This window comes from Kitasatospora sp. Xyl93 (assembly GCF_055383135.1).
The window spans coordinates 8,013,133-8,032,242 of the sequence record NZ_AP029185.1 but is presented as its reverse complement, the minus strand read 5'-3'; the positions used below and the strand labels follow the sequence as shown (position 1 = coordinate 8,032,242).

The following is a 19,110-nucleotide window of genomic DNA, read 5'->3' as shown; positions in this document are numbered from 1 at the left end:
CGCGCTGGTCCCCGGTGCGCCCGGCGGGCCGGTAGCCCGTGCAGCGGACCGCACGACGGGGCGCCTCCCGCCGGCCGCGGTACCGGCCGAAGCCGCCGTCGCCGGGCGGGATCAGCGGCTCGGACCGGCCGTCGAGCGGCGGCAGCGGTCGGATCCGCTGGTCGAGGCCGTCAGGCCCGCGCCCCGGTCCAGGCGGCCTCGCGCAGCAGTCGGAGCCCGTTGAGGCCGACGACGACGGTCGAGCCCTCGTGGCCGAGCACGCCGAGCGGCAGCGGGAGGGTGGCGACCAGGTCCCAGACCACCAGGACGGTGATGAACACCGAGGCGATGACCAGGTTCTGCACCACGAGGGAGCGGGCCCGCCGGGAGAGCGCCACCACGGCCGGGACGGTGGCGAGTTCGTCGCGGACGACGACGGCGTCGGCGGTCTCCAGGGCGAGGTCGGAACCGGCCCGGCCCATCGCGACGCCGGTGTGGGCGGCGGCCAGCGCGGGCGCGTCGTTGACGCCGTCGCCGATCACCAGCACCCTGCGCCCGGCCGCCTCCCGCTCCCGGACGGCGGCGACCTTGTCCTGCGGCAGCAGCCCGGCCCGGACGTCGCCGATGCCGACCTCGGCGGCCAGCCGGGCGGCGGCGCGCGGGTTGTCGCCGGTGAGCAGCACCGGCGCGGTGCCGGTCAGCGCCCGCAGGGACGCGACGGTGGCGGCGGCGTCCGGGCGCAGCCGGTCGGCGATGCCGAGCACGCCCACCGGGACGCCGTCCGCCTCGACCAGGACGGCGGTGTGCCCGGTCTCCTCCAACGCGGTTGCCAGCGCGGCGGCTTCGGCGGAAGCGGCGTCGGTGCGGCCGTTGATCAGACGGGCGGGCGTGCCGACCGCGACGACCCGGCCGTCGACGGTGGCGGTGACGCCGACGCCGGGGGTGGAGGTGAAGTCCTCGGCGGTGCGGAGGGTCAGGCCGCGGCCGCGGACGGCGTCGACGACGGCGCGGGCGAGCGGATGCTCGCTGGGGTGCTCGGCCGCGGCCGCCAGTGCCAGCAGCCGTTCCTCGTCGAGGCCGGAGCCGGTGAGCGGCCGCAGGTCGGTCAGTCGGGGGGTGCCCTCGGTGAGGGTGCCGGTCTTGTCCAGCGCGACGGCGTCGACCTGGCCCAGCCGTTCCATCACGACGGCGGACTTGACCAGGACGCCGTGCCGGCCGGCGTTGGCGATGGCGGAGAGCAGCGGCGGCATGGTGGCCAGCACCACCGCGCAGGGGGAGGCGACGATCATGAAGGTCATCGCGCGCAGCAGCGAGCCGGTGAAGGCCGCGCCGAAGGCCAGCGGGACGGCGAAGACGGCGAGGGTGGCGAGCACCATGCCGATCGAGTAGCGCTGCTCGACCTTCTCGATGAACAGCTGGGTGGGCGCCTTGGTCTCGGAGGCCTCCTCGACCAGGTGCACGATCCGGGCGATCACCGTGTCCGAGGCATCGCGTTCGACCCGCACCCGCAGCGCCCCGGTGCCGTTGAGGGTGCCGGCGAACACCTCGTCACCCCGGCCCTTGGCGACCGGCAGCGGCTCGCCGGTGATGGTCGCCTGGTCGACCTCGCCGGCGCCGTCGAGCACCCGCCCGTCGGCGCCGATCCGCTCGCCGGGCCGCACCAGGACCGTGTCGCCGACGGCGAGGTCCTCGGTCGGCACGGTCTCCTCGCCGCCGCCGGGCAGCAGCCGGGTGGCGGTGGCCGGGGCGAGGTCGAGCAGTCCGCGCACCGAGTCGGCGGTCCGGGCGGTGGCCAGCGCCTCCAGGGCGCCGGAGGTGGCGAAGATGACGATCAGCAGCGCGCCGTCCATGACCTGCCCGACGGCGGCGGCGCCGAGCGCGGCCACGATCATCAGCAGGTCGACGTCGAGGGTCCGCTCCCGCAGCGCCCGGAGCCCGGCCCAGGCGGGCTCCCAGCCGCCGGTGGCGTACGCGAGGGCGTACAGCGGGCCCCAGGCCCAGGCGGGGGCGCCGGCCAGCTGGAGCGGCAGCGCGAGCAGGAAGAGCACCGTCGCGGCGCCGGCCCAGCGGGCCTCGGGCAGCGACAGCACCCGGGTGCGCCGGCGGGGCGCGGTGTCGGGACGCGGCGCGGCCGAGGGCGCGGGGCGCTCGGCCAGGGTGGTGGAGGACATGCGGGCAGGACCCTTCGGGACGGGCGCGGGCAGACGTGGGCCGGGTCTATGGCTCACTCACCATACATGAACATATGAACGCTTCTTCATCTATGAGTTGTAGGATGGTCCTCATGGGTCATGGAGCCGCCCCCGCCACCGCCGTCCCGCACACGCGCCTGGACGCCACCAGCGCTGCCCGGGTGGCCACCACCCTGCAAGCCCTGGCCACACCGTCCCGCCTGCTGATCCTCTCCCGGCTGCGCGAGGGCCCCTGTGCCGCCACCGAACTCGCCGCCGAGGTCGGCCTGGAGCAGTCCGCCTGCTCCCACCAGCTGCGCCTGCTGCGCAACCTCGGCCTGGTCGTCGGGCAGCGCAACGGCCGCCAGGTCGTCTACGCGCTCTACGACAACCACGTGGCCGCGCTGCTGGACCAGGCCGTCTACCACATCGAGCACCTGCGCCTGGGCCTCAGCGACGCCGTCGACCTCGACGACGCGGACCGGCCGGTCGGCGGCGCCGCGCGCTGAGCGTCGCGGCGCCGTCCTGGTTCAGGCGCGCGTCCCGTCGGGCCCGGCCCCGGCCGACCGGCTGGAGACCACCGGGTTGACCCGGGCCTGCCGGGCCAGGAGGTCCGCGAAGGCCACCGTGAGCGGGTCGGGACGGGTGCGGGTGTAGGCGGTGAGGACGCGCAGGATCGGGGGGTCCGGGCGCAGCAGGACGCCCTCGAAGCGGGCCGGGACGATGTTGGCCGGCACCAGCGCCGGCCCGAGCCCGGCCGCCGCCAACAGCGGTGCGGCGGAGGTCTGTTCGGCGCGGATCGCCGCCCGGGGGTGGAAGCCGGCCCGGGCGCAGACCTGGTCGAGCAGGTCGGCGAGGCCGTTGTCGGGGGCGTAGTGGACCCAGTCCCGGTCGGCGAGTTCGGCCAACGCGACGGTGCCGTCGGGGCGGTCGGCCAGCGGGTCCTCGGCGGGCAGCACGACGGTGAACTCCTCGACGCCGAGCTCCCGGATCGGCCCCTCCCAGCCGGTCGGCGCGGGGCCGATGGCGAGGTCTGCGCGGCCCGCGGCCATGGCCTCCTGGAGGAGGCCGGTGTGGGAGTACTCGCGCAGCCGGATCCGCACGCCGGGGTGCCGGCGGTGCCAGTCCCGCAGCACCGGCGGCAGGATGCCGAGGCTGACCGAGTAGACGACGGCGACCTCCAGTTCGCCCTCCTCCAGGCCGGCCGACCGGCGGGCCGCCGCGTGGAGGCGTTCGGCCTCAGCCAGCGCGGCGCGGGCGTGCGGCAGGACCGCCCGGCCCATCGGGGTGAGCCGTACGGACCGCGGCAGGCGTTCCAGCAGCGGTCCGCCGAGGGCGCCCTCCAGGGCCCTGATCTGGTGGGACAGCGCGGGCTGGGTGACGTGCAGCTGTTCGGCCGCGCGGGTGAACGATCCGGTGTCGACCACGGTGGCCAGATATTCGAGCTGCCTGAGCGTCGGTGTTGCCATGAACGGATTTTATCGCTGGGGTAGAAAACAAGCCTTGGACTCATCATCCCTGGTCGGGAGAGGGTCATGGGGTGGCCGCCGCGGGAAGCAGCGGGCGGCCGAACACCCCGACGATCCTCAGGAGTTCCCCATGTCCGTTTCCGTCTCGGCGCCCGCCGCCACCTCGCTCCAGGGCCGACGGCTCGTCGTGGTCGGCGCCGGTTCGCGCACCGGGCAGGCCCTGGCCAAGGCCGCCTCGGCGGCCGGCGCCTCGCTGGTGCTGGCCGGCCCGGACCCGCGCAAGCTGGAGTGGACGGCCGGCGAGCTGGCCGGCCCGTCCGAGGTGATCGCCCTGGACATCGCCGACGAGGAGTCGATCGCCGCCTTCGCCGCCCGGGCCGGCCGCTTCGACCACCTGGTCTCGACCGCCGCGATGCCCGCCAACGGCCCGCTGCGGGAGCTCGACGCGGCCGACGTCCAGCGGGCGTTCGCGGCGAAGGTGATCGGCCCGCTGCTGCTGGCCAAGCACCTGGTCGGGCAGGTCTCCGAGAACGGCTCGTTCACCTTCTTCTCCGGTGTGGCCGCGTGGCGCCCGGCCCCCGCGCGCACGGTGATGGCCACCACCAACGGCGCGCTGGCCTTCCTGGTGCAGGCGCTGGCGGTGGAGATCGCGCCGGTCCGGGTCAACGCCGTCTCCCCCGGCATCGTCGACACCGGCTCCTGGGACGGCCTGGGCGCCGACAAGGAGGCGTTCCTGCGCGGCGTGGCCGAGCGCAACCCGGCCCGGCGCGTCGGCACCCCGGAGGACCTGGTCAAGGCCGTCCTGTACGCCATCGACAACCCGTACGTCACCGGCACCGTGCTGCACGTCGACGGCGGCGGCCGACTCGCCTGACGTCCGGCCCGCCCGATCTCCGGCCGTCGTCGGCCGCGGCGCACCCGGCGCGGCCGCGGCACCGGCCACCCCCGCACGCCCGGATCCCGGGCGTGACCACCCGATCCGAGGAGCTGTTCCCATGCGTTCGCGCACCCTGATCCGTACCGCCGCCGTCCTCGCGGCGGTGGCCGGCCTGGCGGGCGGCACCGCCGCGGCCGCCCCCGCCCACGACGGCGGCCGCCACGACTCCGCCCGCGACTGGCCGCAGCGCCTGATCGACCGCACGCCCGGCCTCGTCCAGCCGAAGGCGCTCACCGTGGACCGCTCGATCGGCGCCCGGCGCGCCGCCCAGGAGGTGCACCTGGCCCAGCAGTTGTACACCTTCTGGAACACCGGGCAGCAGCGGTACCTGGACGCGGCGGTCAGCCCGCAGTTCCGGGACAACACCCTGCCGGGGGGCCGTCCGCAGGGCCCCGCCGGGCCGGTCTTCGCCTCGAAGAACTTTCGCGCCGCGGTGCCGGACCTGACCTGCGAGCTGTCCGACGTCCTGGTCGCCGGGGACAGGATCACCGCCCGGCTGGTGTTCCGCGGCCACTTCACCGGCACCTTCGACGGGGTGCGGGGCCAGGGCCAGCGCGTCGAGTTCAACGCCATCGACATCCAGCACGTCGGCACCGACCGGATCGTCGAGGACTGGCACATCGAGGACAACGCGACCCTGATGGCCCAGCTGGGCGTCCACGCCTGACGCCCTCGGCCCCCGCCCCGCGTGCGGATGATCGGCCTCCCCCGGGCGGGGGAGGCCGATCATCCGCACGCGCGATTCCGGCCCGCCGCCCGCTCGGCACGCTGGACGGGTGACCAGTACGACGATCCACCCGACCGAACTCCCCGTCCCGCGCTGGGCCGAGCGGACCGCCCGCGCGATCCCGTGGCTCGGCCTGCCGGTGTGCCTCTGGCGCCTGCCCATCGGGTTCGGGTTCCTGATGGGGATGGACGTGCCCCGCATGGACCTGCCGCTGTGGGCCGGCGTGGGGTACGTCGGCACGCTGAGCATCCTGTCCGAGGTGTTCGCGCTGCTCTGCTCCTGCCTGGTGCGGCGCTCGGGCGAGGTGGTGCCGCACTGGGTCCCCGTCCTCGGCGGCAGGAACATCCGCCCGTACGCGGTGCTCGTCCCCGCCACGGTCGCGGGCCTCGCCCTCACCGCGCTGACCGTGGACTGGGTGCTCGCCGCCTTCCAGCTCGCCGGCTTCTCGGAGGTCCCGTACGTCAACGGCTGGTGGCGGCTGCTCGCGGCGGCCGTCAGCGGCCTGTTCGTGCTCTGGGGCCCGCTGGTGCTCGCCCTCGCCTTCGCCTACTACCGGCGCCGCTGCCGGGTGGCGCGGTAGCCGGCGAGCGGGACTTCCACGCCGGCGGGCGGGCGGGTGCGGCCCGGGAGCGGATCCGGGCCGCACCCGCCCTGACCTGGCCCGTCAGCCGAGCCAGATCTCCCGGACGGCGCGCAGCGGGTCGCGCTCCACCCGGGGTTCGGTGTGCCAGCGCATGGTGGCGCGGCCCTCCTGGTACGGCGGCCAGGCGGCGCCCGGGTCGAGGTCGCGGACGAAGGCGACCCAGGCCCCGTGGACGGCGTCGGCCAGCGGCTGCGGCGGGTGGGCGCCGAGGGCGGCCTCGACGCCCTCGGCGTGCAGCAGGTCGAAGGCGAACGGCAGGTCGATGCAGTGGTAGGCCTGGCCGGTGCGGCCGGGGGCGGCCCCGGACCAGTCGAACTGGTAGAGCCAGGTGGGTCGTTGACGCTCGGCGCGGGCCTCGGCGATGGCCAGGGCGGGGGCGCGGAACAGCCAGTCGGTGATCGCGTCGCCGCCGGACGCGGCCGGCCGCTCGGCGAGGAAGCGGGCGGCACGGCTGCCGTCGTCCAGGCCCAACGCATGGAGCAGGCCCAGCAGTTCGCCCTCCGGGGACGGCGCCGGGGCGCCGTCCCCCGCCGGGGCGTCCCCCGCCGGAGCCGCGAACTCGTGCGCGGTGAAGCCGAGCAGCAGCGGGACGTCCGCGTCGACGATCGCCTCCGGCACCGGCACCGGCACCAACTCGCCGTCGGCGAAGGGCGCCAGGGGCAGAGCGGGCAGCCCGTCGGGGTCCGGCCCGGCGGAGTCCAGCGCGTCCTGGAGGGCCAGCAGTTCGATGTCGGTGGCGTCCCGCAGGGCGGCCGCCGTGGCGGGTACGCCGGTGCGGGCGGTGAACACCCGGCTGACGGCCTCGGCGGTGGCACGGTCCTGCGGGCGCATCACCGCGCCGGAGACCGAGATCGCCGCGCGGAACAGCCCCCGGGCGGCCGGCGTCGCGAGCAGCGTCTGCACGGCGCCGCCGCCGGCCGACTGCCCGGCGACGGTGACCTTGGCGGGATCGCCGCCGAAGGAGGCGATGTTGTCCCGCACCCATCCCAGCGCGGCGATCCAGTCCCGTACGCCCCGGTTGTCGGGGGCGTCGGCCAGGTGCAGGAAGCCCTCGACGCCGAGCCGGTAGCCGATCGACACCACGACCACGCCGTCCCGGTTGAAGGCCGCGCCGTCGTACCAGGGGCTCGCCGAGGACCCGGCGACGAAGCCACCGCCGTGGATCCAGACCAGCACCGGCAGTCCGGCCGCCGGGGTCGGGTCCGGGGTGAAGACGTTGAGGTTGAGGATGCCCGCGCCGGGGACGGTCGGCTCGGGGATGGTGGTGACCTCGCCGAACGGACGGCGCTGCGCGGTCGGCCCGTACTCGGTCGCGTCCAGCACCTCGGTCCACGGCCGGGGCGGCACCGGGGCGGCGAACCGCAGCTCGCCGACGGGTGGTCGGGCGTACGGAATGCCCAGGAAGCGGACGCCGCCGCCGGCGCGGCGCTCGCCGCGCACCGGGCCCCGGCCGGTGGGGACGACCGGGTGCTGCTGAGGTCCTGCGGTGCTCATGCGTGCTCTCCTGTGCGGGTCACGGGCGCGGCGCCTCGTGGTCGATGTAGTGCCGGAGCCGGTTCAGCTCCCGGTGGTCGGCCGTGCGGACACCATAGGTCCGGTCGGGGGTGACCGAGGTGACGGAGATCCGGCCGTCGCGCCGCAGGGCGAGCGCGTCGGCGTCGGGGTCGGTCTCGGTGCAGGCGTCGGCGGGGCGGTGCCCGCAGAAGCCGAGGGCCACGGCGAAGCCCGCCGGCGCCGGCGGGCTCGTAGGCGTGCCAGATCTCGCGCCCGTGGCCGACGGTGGTCCAGCGGGCGGACGGGACCGGGACGGCGCCCGCCCGCTGAACCCGCAGCCTTATGTCAACACCATTGACTTTGAGCCGGGCGCCCCGGTCTGATGGCGGCACACGGAGGCCCGACCCTCCGCGAACCGACGCCATGCACCGAAGGAGCCACCGCCATGGCCGACCCCGTCCGCGCCCTCCAGGACGCCCAGCCCGTACCGTTCTGGCTGGACGACCCCGCCCGGCCCGCGGCCGCCTCCGCCCTGGTCGGCGACGTGCGCTGCGACCTGCTCGTGGTCGGCGGCGGCTACAGCGGGCTGTGGACCGCGCTCATCGCCAAGGAGCGCGACCCCTCGCTCGACGTCGTCCTCGTCGAGGCGAAGGAGGCCGGCTGGGCCGCCTCCGGCCGCAACGGCGGCTTCTGCGAGGCCAGCCTCACCCACGGCCTCGCCAACGGGTACCAGCGCTGGCCCGACGAACTCCACACCCTGGAGCGGCTCGGCGCCGCCAACCTCCAGGCCATGGAGGACACCCTCGAACGCCACGGCATCGACTGCGACTGGGAGCGCACCGGCTCCCTCGTCGTCGCCACCGAGCCCCACCAGGTCGGCGAGCTGCACGAGTTCGCCGGGCTCGCCGCCCGCCACGACAGCCGGCTCGACGTCCTGGACGGCGACGCCGTCCGCGCCGAGATCGACTCCCCCACCTTCCTCGGCGGCCTGTGGGACCGCGACGGCGTCGCCATGCTCAACCCCGCCCGCCTCGCCTGGGGCCTCAGGCGGGCCTGCCTCGACCAGGGCGTACGGATCTTCGAGCACACGCCCGCCACCGGCCTGACCGGCTCCCCTCGCGGCATCACCGTCCGCACCCCGTACGGCCGGGTCGCCGCCCGCCGCGTGGCGCTCGCCACCAACGCCTTCCCCTCGCTGCTGCGCCGCCACCGCCCGTACACCGTGCCGGTCTACGACTACGCGCTGATGACGGAGCCGCTGAGCGAGGAGCGGCTCGCCTCGGTGGGCTGGCGGGGGCGCCAGGGCTTCTCCGACAGCGCCAACCACTTCCACTACGTCCGACTGTCCGCGGACAACCGCATCCTGTTCGGCGGCTACGACGTGGTGCACCAGTTCCGCAGCCGGGTCCGGGCCGAGCGCGACCAGCGGCCGGAGACCTTCGCCACCCTCGCCCGGCACTTCTTCCGGACCTTCCCCCAGCTGGAGGGCGTCCGGTTCAGCCACGCCTGGGGCGGCGCCATCGACACCTGCACCCGGTTCAGCGCCTTCTTCGACCTCTCCCACGACGGCCGGGTCGCCTACGCCGCCGGATTCACCGGCCTGGGCGTGGGCGCGACCCGCTTCGGCGCCGAGGTGATGCTCGACCTGCTCGACGGCGCCCGCACCGAGCGCACCGCGCTGGAGATGGTCCGCCGCAAGCCCCTGCCCTTCCCGCCCGAGCCGGCCCGCTCGATCGGCATCGGCATCACCCAGTGGGCCCTCACCCGCGCCGACGCCGACGCCGGGCGCCGCAACCTCTGGCTGCGCACCCTGGACCGCTTCGGCCTCGGCTTCGACAGCTGACGGCCGGGCGGGCAGGCGGGTGCGCGAGGGATTCGCCGTGGCCGGATGTCCGTAATGAACGATTGTGTTCCCTATCTCCCGGGGATACCGTCGGTAGTGGTGAACGAATCCGTCCCCTGCCCGTCGTTTGCCCGTCGTTCACCCCCGAACCCATTGGGGGACCTGCCATGGCCACCTCGCGCGCCCTGGCCGAGGCTCCGCCCGCGACCGCACGTCGGGGCCAGCACCCGGGGATAGCACTGACCGTCATCGCGGCGACCCAGCTGATGGTCGTCCTCGACATCACGATCGTGAACATCGCGCTGCCGCACATCCAGCAGGCGCTGCGGTTCAACACCACCGAGCTGTCCTGGGTCATCAACGCCTACACCCTCACCTTCGGCGGCCTGCTGCTGCTCGGCGGGCGGGCGGGCGACATCCTCGGGCGGCGACGTGTGTTCGTCGTCGGGGTGCTGGTGTTCAGCCTGGCCTCGCTGCTCGGCGGGGTCGCGCAGTCCTCCGGCTGGCTGCTGGCCGCCCGGGCGCTCCAGGGCCTGGGTGGCGCCATCGCCTCGCCGACCGCGCTGGCGCTGATCGCCACCAACTTCAGGGAGGGCCCGGAGCGCAACCGGGCCTTCGGGGTGTTCTCCGCGGTCGCCGGGGCCGGCGGCGCGATCGGGCTGCTGCTCGGCGGCATGCTGACCTCCTGGCTGTCCTGGCGCTGGGTGTTCTTCGTCAATGTGCCGATCGGCATCGCGATCGCGCTGCTGGCGCCGCTCTACATCAACGAGTCCGAGCGCCACCCCGGGCGCTTCGACCTGACCGGCGCGTTCTCCGCGACGGCGGGCATGGTCTCGCTGGTGTACGGCTTCATCCGCGCCTCCGACCACGGGTGGACGGACACCGTGACGCTGACCGCGTTCGGCCTCGCCGTCGTCCTGCTGGCCGGCTTCCTCGCCCACGAGCGGCGGGCGCCCCAGCCGATCACCCCGCTGCACCTGTTCCGCGACCGCAACCGCTCGGGCGCGTACGGGCTGATGCTCTGCATGGCCGCGACGATGTTCAGCATCTTCTTCTTCATCACCCTGTTCGTGCAGGAGGTCCTCGACTTCAGCCCGCTGCGGGCCGGATTCGCGTTCCTGCCGATCAGCGTCGCGATCGTGGCCGCCGCCCAGTTCGCCGCCCGCAGCCAGACGCGGTTCGGCGCCAAGCCCTTCCTGGTGGCCGGCTCCCTGCTGGTGCTGGGCGGGGTCATCTGGGCGACCCGGATCGACATCGGCAGCAGCTACCTCGGCGGCATCCTCGGGCCGACCCTGATGTTCGGCTTCGGCATGGGCTCGATCTTCGTCCCGGTGATGCTGACCGCCGTCTCCCGGGTCGCCCCGCACGAGACCGGCGCGGCCACCGGCATGCTCAACACCACCCAGCAGGTGGGCGGCTCGCTCGGGCTGTCGATCCTGGTCACCGTGTACGGCACGGCCAGCCGCACCGAGGCCCGGCAGCAGGCCGGGGCGTTCCTCCGGCAGGCCACCCCGCAGCAGGCCGCCCAGTTCCGGGCCACCGGCCGGCTCCCGGCACCGTACTCCGACCAGGTGCTGGTGCACGGCATCGCGAGCGCGTTCCAGCTGGGCCTGGTGTTCGCGGCGCTCGCGGTGGCGGTCGCGGTGTTCGTGATCAAGGCCGGCCGGGTGCCGCCGCCGCCCGCCGTCAGCCCTCCGGGGGGCGGAGCTTGACAGGGCGTCAGGATGACCGGGAGAGTCTTCCTTGCAATGGTTTTCATCTTCGATAACTGTTGCGGGCGAACGCCGCCCACCGAACCCCGACGCGCCCGAAAGAGGACACCCATGTCGCTCGACGTCTCCCCCGCCCTCCTCGCCCAGGCCCAGCAGGGCCGAGTCGACGAGGCCGACTTCCTCGACACCGTCCGCACCTCGCTCCCGTACGCCTACCAGGTCGTCGCCGGGCTCAGCACCGAACTCGCCGCCGGCCAGGAGGAGTTCACCACCGACAACACCACGCCCAGCGACGAGCAGCGCGCCCAGCTGCTGCGCGCGCTCGCCAGCAACGCGATCCGGGGCAGCCTGGAGGACCACTTCGGGGTGAAGCTCGCCTTCGTCAACTGCCACCGGGTCGGCGCCTTCCGCCCCGGCACCGAGGACGGCGCGGCGTACCGGGAGTTCACCTCGCTGCACAACCAGATCCGCAACCAGAGCCCGGAGCTGCGCAGCTGCTGACGGCGCCCGGACGCGGCGGCCCCCACCCTCGCTCGACGGGGTGGGGGCCGCCGTACGTGCCGCCGCGTTGCGCGCCGTTGCGGGGGGTTGCCGATCGTTGCCGGGCGTTGCGTTCCGTTGCGTTCCGTTGCGGGCCTGTGTCCGGATCGCGCGTCGATCTTGTCGGGCGGCGCGGCGCCTGCGTACGTTCGGAACGCACCAGCCGGCCGGCCCGCCCCGGGCCACCCCTCGCCACGCCCCACCGCCCCCCTCGCGACCTCGCCCCTCACCACGCCTCACCCCGCGGAGCCCGCCATGTCGCCGACCCCTCGCCCGCTGCGGAAACTCGGCTTCCTGACCATCGGGCTCTTCGACGAGGCGGACCCGCGCCGCGGCCACGAGTCCACCCTCGGCCTCATCACGCTCGGCGAGCGGCTCGGCTTCGACAGCGCCTGGCTGCGCCACCGCCACCTCCAGTACGGCATCTCCTCCCCGCTCGCCGTCCTCGCCGCCGCCAGCCAGCGCACCAGCCGCATCCAGCTCGGCACCGCCGTGACCCCGCTCGGCTGGGAGAACCCGCTGCGGCTCGCCGAGGACCTGGCCACCGTCGACGTGCTCTCCGGCGGCCGGCTCAACCCCGGCTTCAGCGTCGGCCCGCCCACCCACTACGAGCACGTGCGCGGCGCGCTCTACCCCGACACCGGCGAGCAGGAGGACTTCGGGCCCCGGCGCGCCGAACGGCTGCTCGCCCTGGTGCGCGGCGAGGACGCCTCCGGCTTCGCCGGCACCGAGGGCGTCGAGGTGTACTCCCGCCGGGTCCAGCCGCACTCCCCCGGCCTCGCCTCCCGCCTCTGGTACGGCGCCGGCAGCCTGCGCTCGGCCCGCTGGGCCGGCGAGCAGGGGCTCAACCTCCTCACCAGCAGCGTGGTCAAGCCGGAGGACCCCGGCGAGGAGGGCCCGCTCGACTTCGCCGCCATCCAGGCCGCCCAGATCCGCGCCTTCCGCGAGCATCACCCCGACGGCGGACGCGCCCGGGTCTCCCAGGGCCTGGTGGTCATCCCCACCGACAGCGCCACCCCCGAACAGCGCGCCAGGTACCAGGCCTACGCCCTCGCCCGCACCCCGCGCACCCTCACCCCGCAGGGCCCCGCCCGACTGCTGTTCGCCCCCGACCTGGTCGGGACCACCGAGGAGCTCGTCGAGCGGCTGCACGCCCACGCCGGCTACCGCGAGGTGGACGAAGTCGCCTTCGCACTGCCGTTCACCTTCGCGTACGAGGACTACGTGCAGATCCTCACCGACCTCGCCACCCGCCTCGGCCCCGCCCTCGGCTGGTCGCCCGAGCCCGGGCACCAGGGCTGAGCGACCGCCGGCCCACGCGGGATCCCGCCGGACCGAACCGCGACCCGGCCCGCCCCCGAGTCAGAACTCGCCGGTTTCCAGGTCGAGTTCGAACGGCTCGGGCAGCCGCACCGGCACCCCGAACGGATGCGGCCCCTCGACCCGGGTGTAACCGAGCGCCCCCGGCTGGGAGAACAGCGTGCAGGCCCGTTCCTGCCGGTCCACCAGGAGGTAGAGCGGCGCACCGAACTGGGCGTAGCGGCGGCGCTTCACGATCCGGTCGGTGTCGGCGTTCGAAGGAGAGGTGACCTCGACCACGAGAACGGTCTGGTCGGGAAGCAACGCGCCGGGATTGTTCACGGCCAGCTTCACCGGAACGAGGGCCAGGTCGGGGATGTAGAAGTTCTCGGTGCCCGGCAAGTCGAGGTTGCCCGAGCCCGAACGCAGTCCGAGTTCGCGCTGACGGGGCCCGAGCTGCAGGCGGATCAGATCGACGGTGTTCTCGTGGTCCCAAGACGGCGACACGGGGGTGATGACTCCCTCGACGATCTCAACGCGTTCGCCCGCGATGTGCCGAATGGCGTACTTGAGGGCCTGTTCGGGGTTCGGCACGTGGCTGTAGTCGCCCGGGCCGAGGTGCGCTGTGCTCACGTAGTGCTCTCCTGTCAGGCGCCGGTCTCCGCGCTCAGGGGCTGCCCGGCGGAAAGCCTACCGGCGCATCGCGCCTGCATATGCACGCACCACCAGGCCTACCCACTGATTCCGGACACTCTCTGGTCATATGAATAAGCGCTTGCTTAGAATCGGCGCGTTCAGCCGTCGATCCCGAGTGACCAGGAGACGTCATGGCCGGAGCCACCGGAGTCAACCGTCAGATCCGTCTTGCCAGTCGGCCGGTCGGGGAGGTGCGTCCGGAGGACTGGGCGCACGTGGCGGAGGCGGTGCCGGAGCCGGGGGACGGGGAGTTCCTGGGGCGGACGCGGTACGTGTCGCTGGATCCGGCGATGCGGGGATGGCTGGACGACCGGCCGTCGTACCTGCCGCCGGTGGGGGTGGGCGAGGTGATGCGGGCCGGCTCGGTGGTGGAGGTGGTCGCGTCGAACCACCCGAAGTTCCGGGTCGGCGACCACGTGGTCGGGGCGTTCGGAGTGCAGGAGTACGCGGTGTCGGACGGGAAGGGCGCGCTCACGGTCGATCCCGCGCTCGCGCCGCTGTCGACGTACCTGGGCGCCCTCGGGATGCCCGGGATGACGGCGTACTTCGGACTGCTGGAGGTCGGGGCGCTCAAGGAGGGCGAGACGGTCGTCGTCTCCGGCGCCGCCGGGGCGGTCGGCAGCCTGGTGGGCCAGATCGCCAAGGTGAAGGGCTGCCGGGTGGTCGGGATCGCGGGCGGTCCGGAGAAGTGCGCGCTGCTCACCGGTGAGCTGGGCTTCGACGCCGCGATCGACTACCGCGCGGAGGACGTCCGCAAGGCCCTGCGCACCCACGCCCCGGACGGCATCGACGTCTACTTCGACAACGTCGGCGGCCCGGTCCTGGACGCCGCGCTGACCCGCCTGGCGATGCACGCCCGGGTGGTGGTCTGCGGCGCGATCAGCCAGTACAACAACGAGGGCGCCGTGCAGGGCCCGTCCAACTACCTGTCGCTGCTGGTGCGGCGGGCCCGGATGGAGGGCTTCGTGGTGTTCGACTACGCCCGCCGGTACCCGGAGGCGGCCGCCGAGATCGCCGGCTGGATCGCGGCGGGCCGGATCAAGGTCAAGGAGCAGGTGGTGGAGGGCACCGTGGACGACTTCCCGGAGGCCTTCGGGATGCTGTTCCGCGGTGAGAACACCGGCAAGCTGGTGCTGCGGCTCGCCTGACGAGCGGACTCCCCGGGCGGCCGTCACCCCCCGCACGGCCGCCCGGGGCCCGGGCGCGGCCGGCGGGTCGGTCGACCGACCGGCCGGGTCAGCGCAGCTCGGCCAGCAGGGCGCGCAGTCGCTCGTCCTCGCCAATGATGTCGTACGCGAGGCCGGAGGTGACGATCCGGCGGTCGCGCTCGACGAGGTCCCCGACGTACGGGAGCAGCGAGGTGTCCCGGGCCGCGGCACCCAGCGCGTGCAGGGCCTCGCAGCCGCCCGTGACGTCGGCGTCCGTCTCGACGGAGTGGAGCGCGGCCCGGGCGAGGCGGCCGACGTCGAGGGTGTCGGGGTCGGCGATGTCGAGCAGGGCGCGGGCGGCGCCGGCGGCGTCCTGCGGCTGGTCGAGCAGCGCCTCCAGCCGGGGCGCGAGGTCCCGGCCGGCCGCCCCGAGGGAGGCGGCGGCGCGCAGCGCGCGGACCGTCGTCCAGCGGTACCACGGCCCGTTCCCGGCGGTGCGGTCGAGGACGGACGCCAGGATCCGGACGGCCTCCTGGGCGTCGCCGTCGATCTGCCAGAGGGCGCGGGCGGTGGCGATGTCGGCGTCCAGCTGCGGGACGGTCGGCTCCGGCTCCGTGCTCACCGCCGCGAGCAGGTCCGGGAGCAGCCCGGCGGCGGCCGCGCCCAGGTCGGCGGCCGCCTGCGCCGCCTCGGCCCGCTCGCGCGAGGCCGCCAGCCGTTCGGCGACGGCGTCGAGCAGCAGGGCGGGTTCGCCGGTGACGTCGTGGTGGGCGCGGGCCACCTGGAGCGGGCCGGCGTTCGCCCGCAGGGCCTGGGCGGCCCGTTCGCGGGCGTCGGGCGGGCCGCCCGCGACGACGGCCGCGACGGCGGAGGCGGCGTGCGGGAAGCGGGGCAGCACCGCGCAGAACTCAGGCAGGCCGTCGACGGCGCGCGGGCCCCACCGGCGCAGCAGGTTGACCAGGTCGGCGGTCTCGTTGTCGCCGAGTCCGTCGGCGACGAGCCGGCCGCGGACGGCGGCGAGCAGCTCCGGGGCGAACGGGAACGCGGGGGCACGGGAGTCGCCCGCGGCGCGGCGGGCTTCCGGGCGCCGTGCGAGGTCCCGGGCGAGCAGCGGGGCGGCCTGTCCGGGTGCGATCCGGACCAGTGCGGCGAGGGCCTGGTCGGCCGCCCTGTCGTCCGGCCGGGTGGCGAGTTCGAGGAGCGCCGGCGCGGCCTCGGCGGCGAGCGGGCCGAGCTTGGCCAGCAGGCTCGCCGCCGTGTCCTGGGCGGCGAGCGGGGCGACGGCCGGGATCAGCCGCGACGGGGCGGCGCGCGAGACGTAGCAGGCGTGGTCGGCCGCCCACAGCGCCTCGGCCCGCACCTCGGGGCGCGGGTCGCGCAGCGCGGCCTCCAACAGGGTGAGGGCGGCCTCGCGGTCGGCGTCGGTGTCGCGGTCCAGCAGGGTGTCGACGACGGCGAGCAGCAGTTCCTCGTGGTGGACGCTGTAGCGGTCGACGGTGAGTTCGCGGGCCGGCAGCAGGCCGAGCACGGCCGTGTGGTGGGCGGCCTCCCAGCGGTCCTCGTTCTTCAGGCAGACCAGGACTGCCGCCAGCCGCAGCGGCGCCGGGGTCTCCTCGCCGAGCCGTACCCGGGCTTCGGCGGCGGCCGCGCCCAGGTCCACCCGGCCGAGGGCGACGAGCAGTTCGGCGGCCACGTCCGGGCTCTCCTCGACGGCCCAGCGCCCCCACAGGGCGGCCGGCGCCGTCCCGGCGTCCCCGGTGTGGCCGACGGCCCAGGCGGCGGTCAGCCGGACGGTCTCGTCCGGGTCGGCCAACAGCGGGAGCAGCAGCGGCAGTTGGGCGGCCACCGCGGCCCGGACGGCGCCGTCCGGGACCTCCCACTCGCCCTCGCTCTCGGCCAACCCGCCCAGGAGGCCGAGCACGTCGACCGTCCGGACCCCGGCGGCGGCGATCCGGGCCAGGTAGGGCACGGCGTCCGCACTGGCCGGGTACACCGTGCCCTGATGGAGGATGCTCCCGTACAGCTCGGAGACCGCCTCCTCCGCCGTAGCCTCGTCGCCCTCGGCGAGGGCACGCAGCAGGTCGGGCAGGTCCTCGGCGGGGCCGTAGGCGTGCGAGAGGTCGGCCCAGGGGTGGGCGTCGAGCCCGGCGAGGGCGGCGGTGAGGTCCATGGGCGGGATGCTCGCAGGCGGGACCGACAATTCCCCCGCCACCGTGGTGGACTGGCCCGACGACGGGAGCCACGGACGCGCCGCGGACGCGCCGGTCGGTCCCGGGCGGTTCGGGGGCGCCGCGGTCCCGCACGGGTGGGGCTGGGAGGCTGGTCCGCGACCGCGGCGGTCCGGCACCGGTCGGCCAGCTGCTGCTGAGCCCGATGCTCGACGACCGCGGCGACACCTTCTCCAGCCGCCAGCTGGCCGGCCACGACACCTGGGACCGCACCTCCAACGCCACCGCCTGGCAGGCCCTGCTCGGCCACCGGTACGGTGCCGCCGACCTCTCTCCGTACGCCGCCCCGGCCCGCGCCACCGACCTGTCCCGACTGCCCGCGGCGTACGTCGAGGTCGGGTCCGCCGAGACCTTCCGGGACGAGGCCGTCGCCTATGCCGACGCCATCTGGCGGGCGGGCGGCGAGGCCGAACTCCACGTGTGGCCCGGCGCCTGCCACGGCTTCGACACCCTCGCCCCGCACGCCGTCATCAGCCAGGACGCCCACGACGCCCGCACCCGCTGGCTGCGGCGCCTCCTCCACCGGTGACCGGGCTTCCGCGCGTGGTGCTTCCGGGCCGCTCGACAGGGGCCGTCGTCAGCGGATTGTTCTCAGGGCCCCGGCCGCCGCCGCCCGGGCCCCGTCCAGCAGGCACACCATGTGCAGCTTCGCGACCGCGCGGCCGTCGACCAGGACGGCCCTGGGCTCCCGCCCCAACACCTCGAAGCCGCAGGCGGTGTAGAGCCGCAGGGCCGGCTCGTTGCCCTCGGAGACGGTCAGCAGCACCTGCCGTAGCCGTCCGTCCTCCGCCGTGCGCAGCACCTCCCGCACCAGGGCGCGGCCGATCCCCCGGCCGGCGGCGCCGCGGGCCACCGCCATGCCGTACAGCGTGCCCTTGTGCCGTTCCTGGCTGCGTTGCGGGACCTTCAGCCCGGCGGTGCCGACCAGCGCGCCGGTGCCGTCGAAGGCGCCGATCAGGGCGCCCGGCCCGTTCTCGGCCTCGGCCAGCCGGCGCAGCGTCACGGACATCGGCTTGCCCGCCTCCTCGGCGTGGCTGGAGGTGAAGGCGCTCGGCGACTCGCGCAGCGCCTGGAGGCGGAAGGCCCGGTACGGTACGGCGTCCGCCGCGCCGAGGCGGCGCAGGAGCACCGGCCGCGCGCGCTCAGCCGAGACGGACACGGGTGCACCTCGTCAGGTACGGCAGGGCGATCTCGTCCCGGTCGGCCAGGTCCGGGTGGGTGGCCAGCAGCTGTTCGACGTCGGCCAGCAGGCGGACCCGTGCCTCCTGCGGCAGCGCGATCACATAGCTGCGGGAGGCGACCATGTCGACGATCCCGGCCCGGGTGGTGAGGTGCTCCCAGCGGATCTCCAGCAGCTCGGGCGCGCCGAACGGCGCCGGGAGGACCGGCCGGGTGTCGATCCGCTGCGGCGTCGGAGGGCGCATCAGCTCACCCAGGGCGGCGGTCCAGGGCTCGGACTCGTCCCGGATGTTCCACACCAGGGCGAGCGTCCCGCCGGGGACGAGCACCCGGGCGATCTCCGGCACCGCGGCCGCCGGGTCGAACCAGTGCCAGGCCTGCGCCACCACCACCGCGTCCACACTGGCGTCCGGCAGCGGGATGCGCTCGGCCGAGCCCGCCCGGACCGCCGCCCTCGGCACCGCCGCGGCCAGCCGCGCCCGCATCCCCTCGTCGGGCTCGACCGCCACCACGTCCAGGCCCGCCTCGACCAGCTGCCCGGTCAACTTGCCCGTCCCGGCGCCCAGATCGAGCACCCTGCGGGCCTCCCGGGGCACCGCCGAGCCGATCAGCGCCGGCGGATAGCCGGGCCGGCCGTGTTGGTAGGCGTCCGCCGCCGCCCCGAACGACCGCGCCCGCAGCCGCCCGGCCCACCGCCTGGTCGCCCCCTGCCGCGTCATCCCGCAGGCCCGCCCGATCTCCTCCCAGGTCGCCTCGCGCCCGCGCCGCAGCTCCTCCACCAGCTCCGTCCGCCGCTCCTCCAGCGCCTCGATCACCCCCGACAACCGCCGCAGCCCGTCGACTCCGCCGCCACCGGCCACGTCCGCCGCCACCCGCCGCCCGAGATCACCCGTGTCCATGGCCCGGCACTGTACGGACCGGCGGCGGGCGGCGTCAACACTCATTGCCCTGGGGCGCAACACATGTTGCGCCGTTCGCCGCCCTGCCTCCGTGTCCTGCCCCCGCCGCCGAAAATCCGGTGCGCCCGGCGAACTCCGGCCCGCAC

The 19,110-nt window shown here is 75.2% G+C and carries 17 protein-coding genes and 1 pseudogene; 10 read left to right on the top strand and 8 right to left on the bottom strand.

The features are described from left to right. Positions 1-170: 170 nt before the first annotated feature. Positions 171-2,150 (bottom strand): heavy metal translocating P-type ATPase, encoded by a 1,980-nt coding sequence (locus tag ACZ5GH_RS34935; RefSeq protein ID WP_464336328.1) that lies wholly within the window; start codon positions 2,148-2,150, stop codon positions 171-173. Positions 2,151-2,263: 113 nt separating this feature from the next. Between ACZ5GH_RS34935 and ACZ5GH_RS34930 the strand changes: the two genes are divergently transcribed. Then, complete coding sequence (locus ACZ5GH_RS34930; RefSeq protein ID WP_401103517.1) at positions 2,264-2,659, top strand: ArsR/SmtB family transcription factor; 396 nt, start codon at positions 2,264-2,266, stop codon at positions 2,657-2,659. 21 nt (positions 2,660-2,680) lie between these two features. Here ACZ5GH_RS34930 and ACZ5GH_RS34925 read toward each other — a convergent pair whose 3' ends face one another. After that, complete coding sequence (locus tag ACZ5GH_RS34925; RefSeq protein ID WP_464336327.1) at positions 2,681-3,619, bottom strand: LysR family transcriptional regulator; 939 nt, start codon at positions 3,617-3,619, stop codon at positions 2,681-2,683. Between the two features lie 130 nt (positions 3,620-3,749). Here ACZ5GH_RS34925 and ACZ5GH_RS34920 point away from each other — a divergent pair, with 130 nt between their 5' ends. From ACZ5GH_RS34920 to ACZ5GH_RS34910, 3 genes are all read left to right on the top strand, one after another. Beyond that, a complete protein-coding gene (locus ACZ5GH_RS34920) occupies positions 3,750-4,493 on the top strand; it encodes an SDR family oxidoreductase (protein ID WP_464336326.1) in 744 nt (247 codons plus the stop codon). Positions 4,494-4,614: 121 nt separating this feature from the next. After that, on the top strand, positions 4,615-5,223 hold the full coding sequence (locus ACZ5GH_RS34915; RefSeq protein WP_387755802.1) for an ester cyclase: 609 nt from the start codon (positions 4,615-4,617) through the stop codon (positions 5,221-5,223). A 109-nt stretch (positions 5,224-5,332) separates the two neighbouring features. Continuing rightward, complete coding sequence (locus ACZ5GH_RS34910) at positions 5,333-5,863, top strand: hypothetical protein (protein ID WP_464336325.1); 531 nt, start codon at positions 5,333-5,335, stop codon at positions 5,861-5,863. A gap of 84 nt (positions 5,864-5,947) precedes the next feature. Here ACZ5GH_RS34910 and ACZ5GH_RS34905 read toward each other — a convergent pair whose 3' ends face one another. Next, complete coding sequence (locus ACZ5GH_RS34905; protein WP_464336324.1) at positions 5,948-7,420, bottom strand: carboxylesterase/lipase family protein; 1,473 nt, start codon at positions 7,418-7,420, stop codon at positions 5,948-5,950. 19 nt (positions 7,421-7,439) lie between these two features. Next, the gene (locus ACZ5GH_RS34900; protein ID WP_464336323.1) at positions 7,440-7,643 is read right to left on the bottom strand and encodes a hypothetical protein; all 204 of its coding nucleotides are present in this window, start codon (positions 7,641-7,643) and stop codon (positions 7,440-7,442) included. A 222-nt stretch (positions 7,644-7,865) separates the two neighbouring features. Here ACZ5GH_RS34900 and ACZ5GH_RS34895 point away from each other — a divergent pair, with 222 nt between their 5' ends. From ACZ5GH_RS34895 to ACZ5GH_RS34880, 4 genes are all read left to right on the top strand, one after another. Next, positions 7,866-9,263: an NAD(P)/FAD-dependent oxidoreductase gene (locus tag ACZ5GH_RS34895; RefSeq protein WP_464336322.1), complete on the top strand. Its 1,398-nt coding sequence runs from the start codon at positions 7,866-7,868 to the stop codon at positions 9,261-9,263. Positions 9,264-9,430: 167 nt separating this feature from the next. Next, on the top strand, positions 9,431-10,975 hold the full coding sequence (locus tag ACZ5GH_RS34890; RefSeq protein ID WP_387755792.1) for an MFS transporter: 1,545 nt from the start codon (positions 9,431-9,433) through the stop codon (positions 10,973-10,975). Positions 10,976-11,086: 111 nt separating this feature from the next. After that, positions 11,087-11,476 carry an SCO5389 family protein gene (locus ACZ5GH_RS34885; protein ID WP_387755790.1) on the top strand — a complete coding sequence of 130 codons (390 nt, stop codon included), beginning with the start codon at positions 11,087-11,089 and terminating at the stop codon, positions 11,474-11,476. A 294-nt stretch (positions 11,477-11,770) separates the two neighbouring features. Then, a complete protein-coding gene (locus ACZ5GH_RS34880; RefSeq protein ID WP_464336321.1) occupies positions 11,771-12,817 on the top strand; it encodes an LLM class flavin-dependent oxidoreductase in 1,047 nt (348 codons plus the stop codon). 60 nt (positions 12,818-12,877) lie between these two features. On the opposite strand, the gene ACZ5GH_RS34875 is transcribed toward ACZ5GH_RS34880, so the two are convergent. Continuing rightward, on the bottom strand, positions 12,878-13,447 hold the full coding sequence (locus ACZ5GH_RS34875; protein ID WP_464336320.1) for a Uma2 family endonuclease: 570 nt from the start codon (positions 13,445-13,447) through the stop codon (positions 12,878-12,880). A 194-nt stretch (positions 13,448-13,641) separates the two neighbouring features. Here ACZ5GH_RS34875 and ACZ5GH_RS34870 point away from each other — a divergent pair, with 194 nt between their 5' ends. Continuing rightward, positions 13,642-14,658 (top strand): NADP-dependent oxidoreductase, encoded by a 1,017-nt coding sequence (locus tag ACZ5GH_RS34870; RefSeq protein ID WP_464336319.1) that lies wholly within the window; start codon positions 13,642-13,644, stop codon positions 14,656-14,658. Between the two features lie 88 nt (positions 14,659-14,746). On the opposite strand, the gene ACZ5GH_RS34865 is transcribed toward ACZ5GH_RS34870, so the two are convergent. Next, positions 14,747-16,828, bottom strand: coding sequence for a hypothetical protein (locus ACZ5GH_RS34865; protein WP_464336318.1), 2,082 nt, complete (start codon positions 16,826-16,828; stop codon positions 14,747-14,749). Between the two features lie 92 nt (positions 16,829-16,920). On the opposite strand from ACZ5GH_RS34865, the pseudogene ACZ5GH_RS34860 reads away from it, so the two are divergent. Then, positions 16,921-17,415, top strand: a pseudogene (locus ACZ5GH_RS34860) (alpha/beta hydrolase fold domain-containing protein); the annotation flags it as partial. A 48-nt stretch (positions 17,416-17,463) separates the two neighbouring features. Here ACZ5GH_RS34860 and ACZ5GH_RS34855 read toward each other — a convergent pair. Continuing rightward, complete coding sequence (locus ACZ5GH_RS34855) at positions 17,464-18,045, bottom strand: GNAT family N-acetyltransferase (RefSeq protein ID WP_464336317.1); 582 nt, start codon at positions 18,043-18,045, stop codon at positions 17,464-17,466. After that, positions 18,029-18,964 carry a class I SAM-dependent methyltransferase gene (locus ACZ5GH_RS34850; RefSeq protein ID WP_464336316.1) on the bottom strand — a complete coding sequence of 312 codons (936 nt, stop codon included), beginning with the start codon at positions 18,962-18,964 and terminating at the stop codon, positions 18,029-18,031. The genes ACZ5GH_RS34855 and ACZ5GH_RS34850 overlap by 17 nt, the downstream gene beginning before the upstream one ends. Positions 18,965-19,110: the final 146 nt, after the last annotated feature.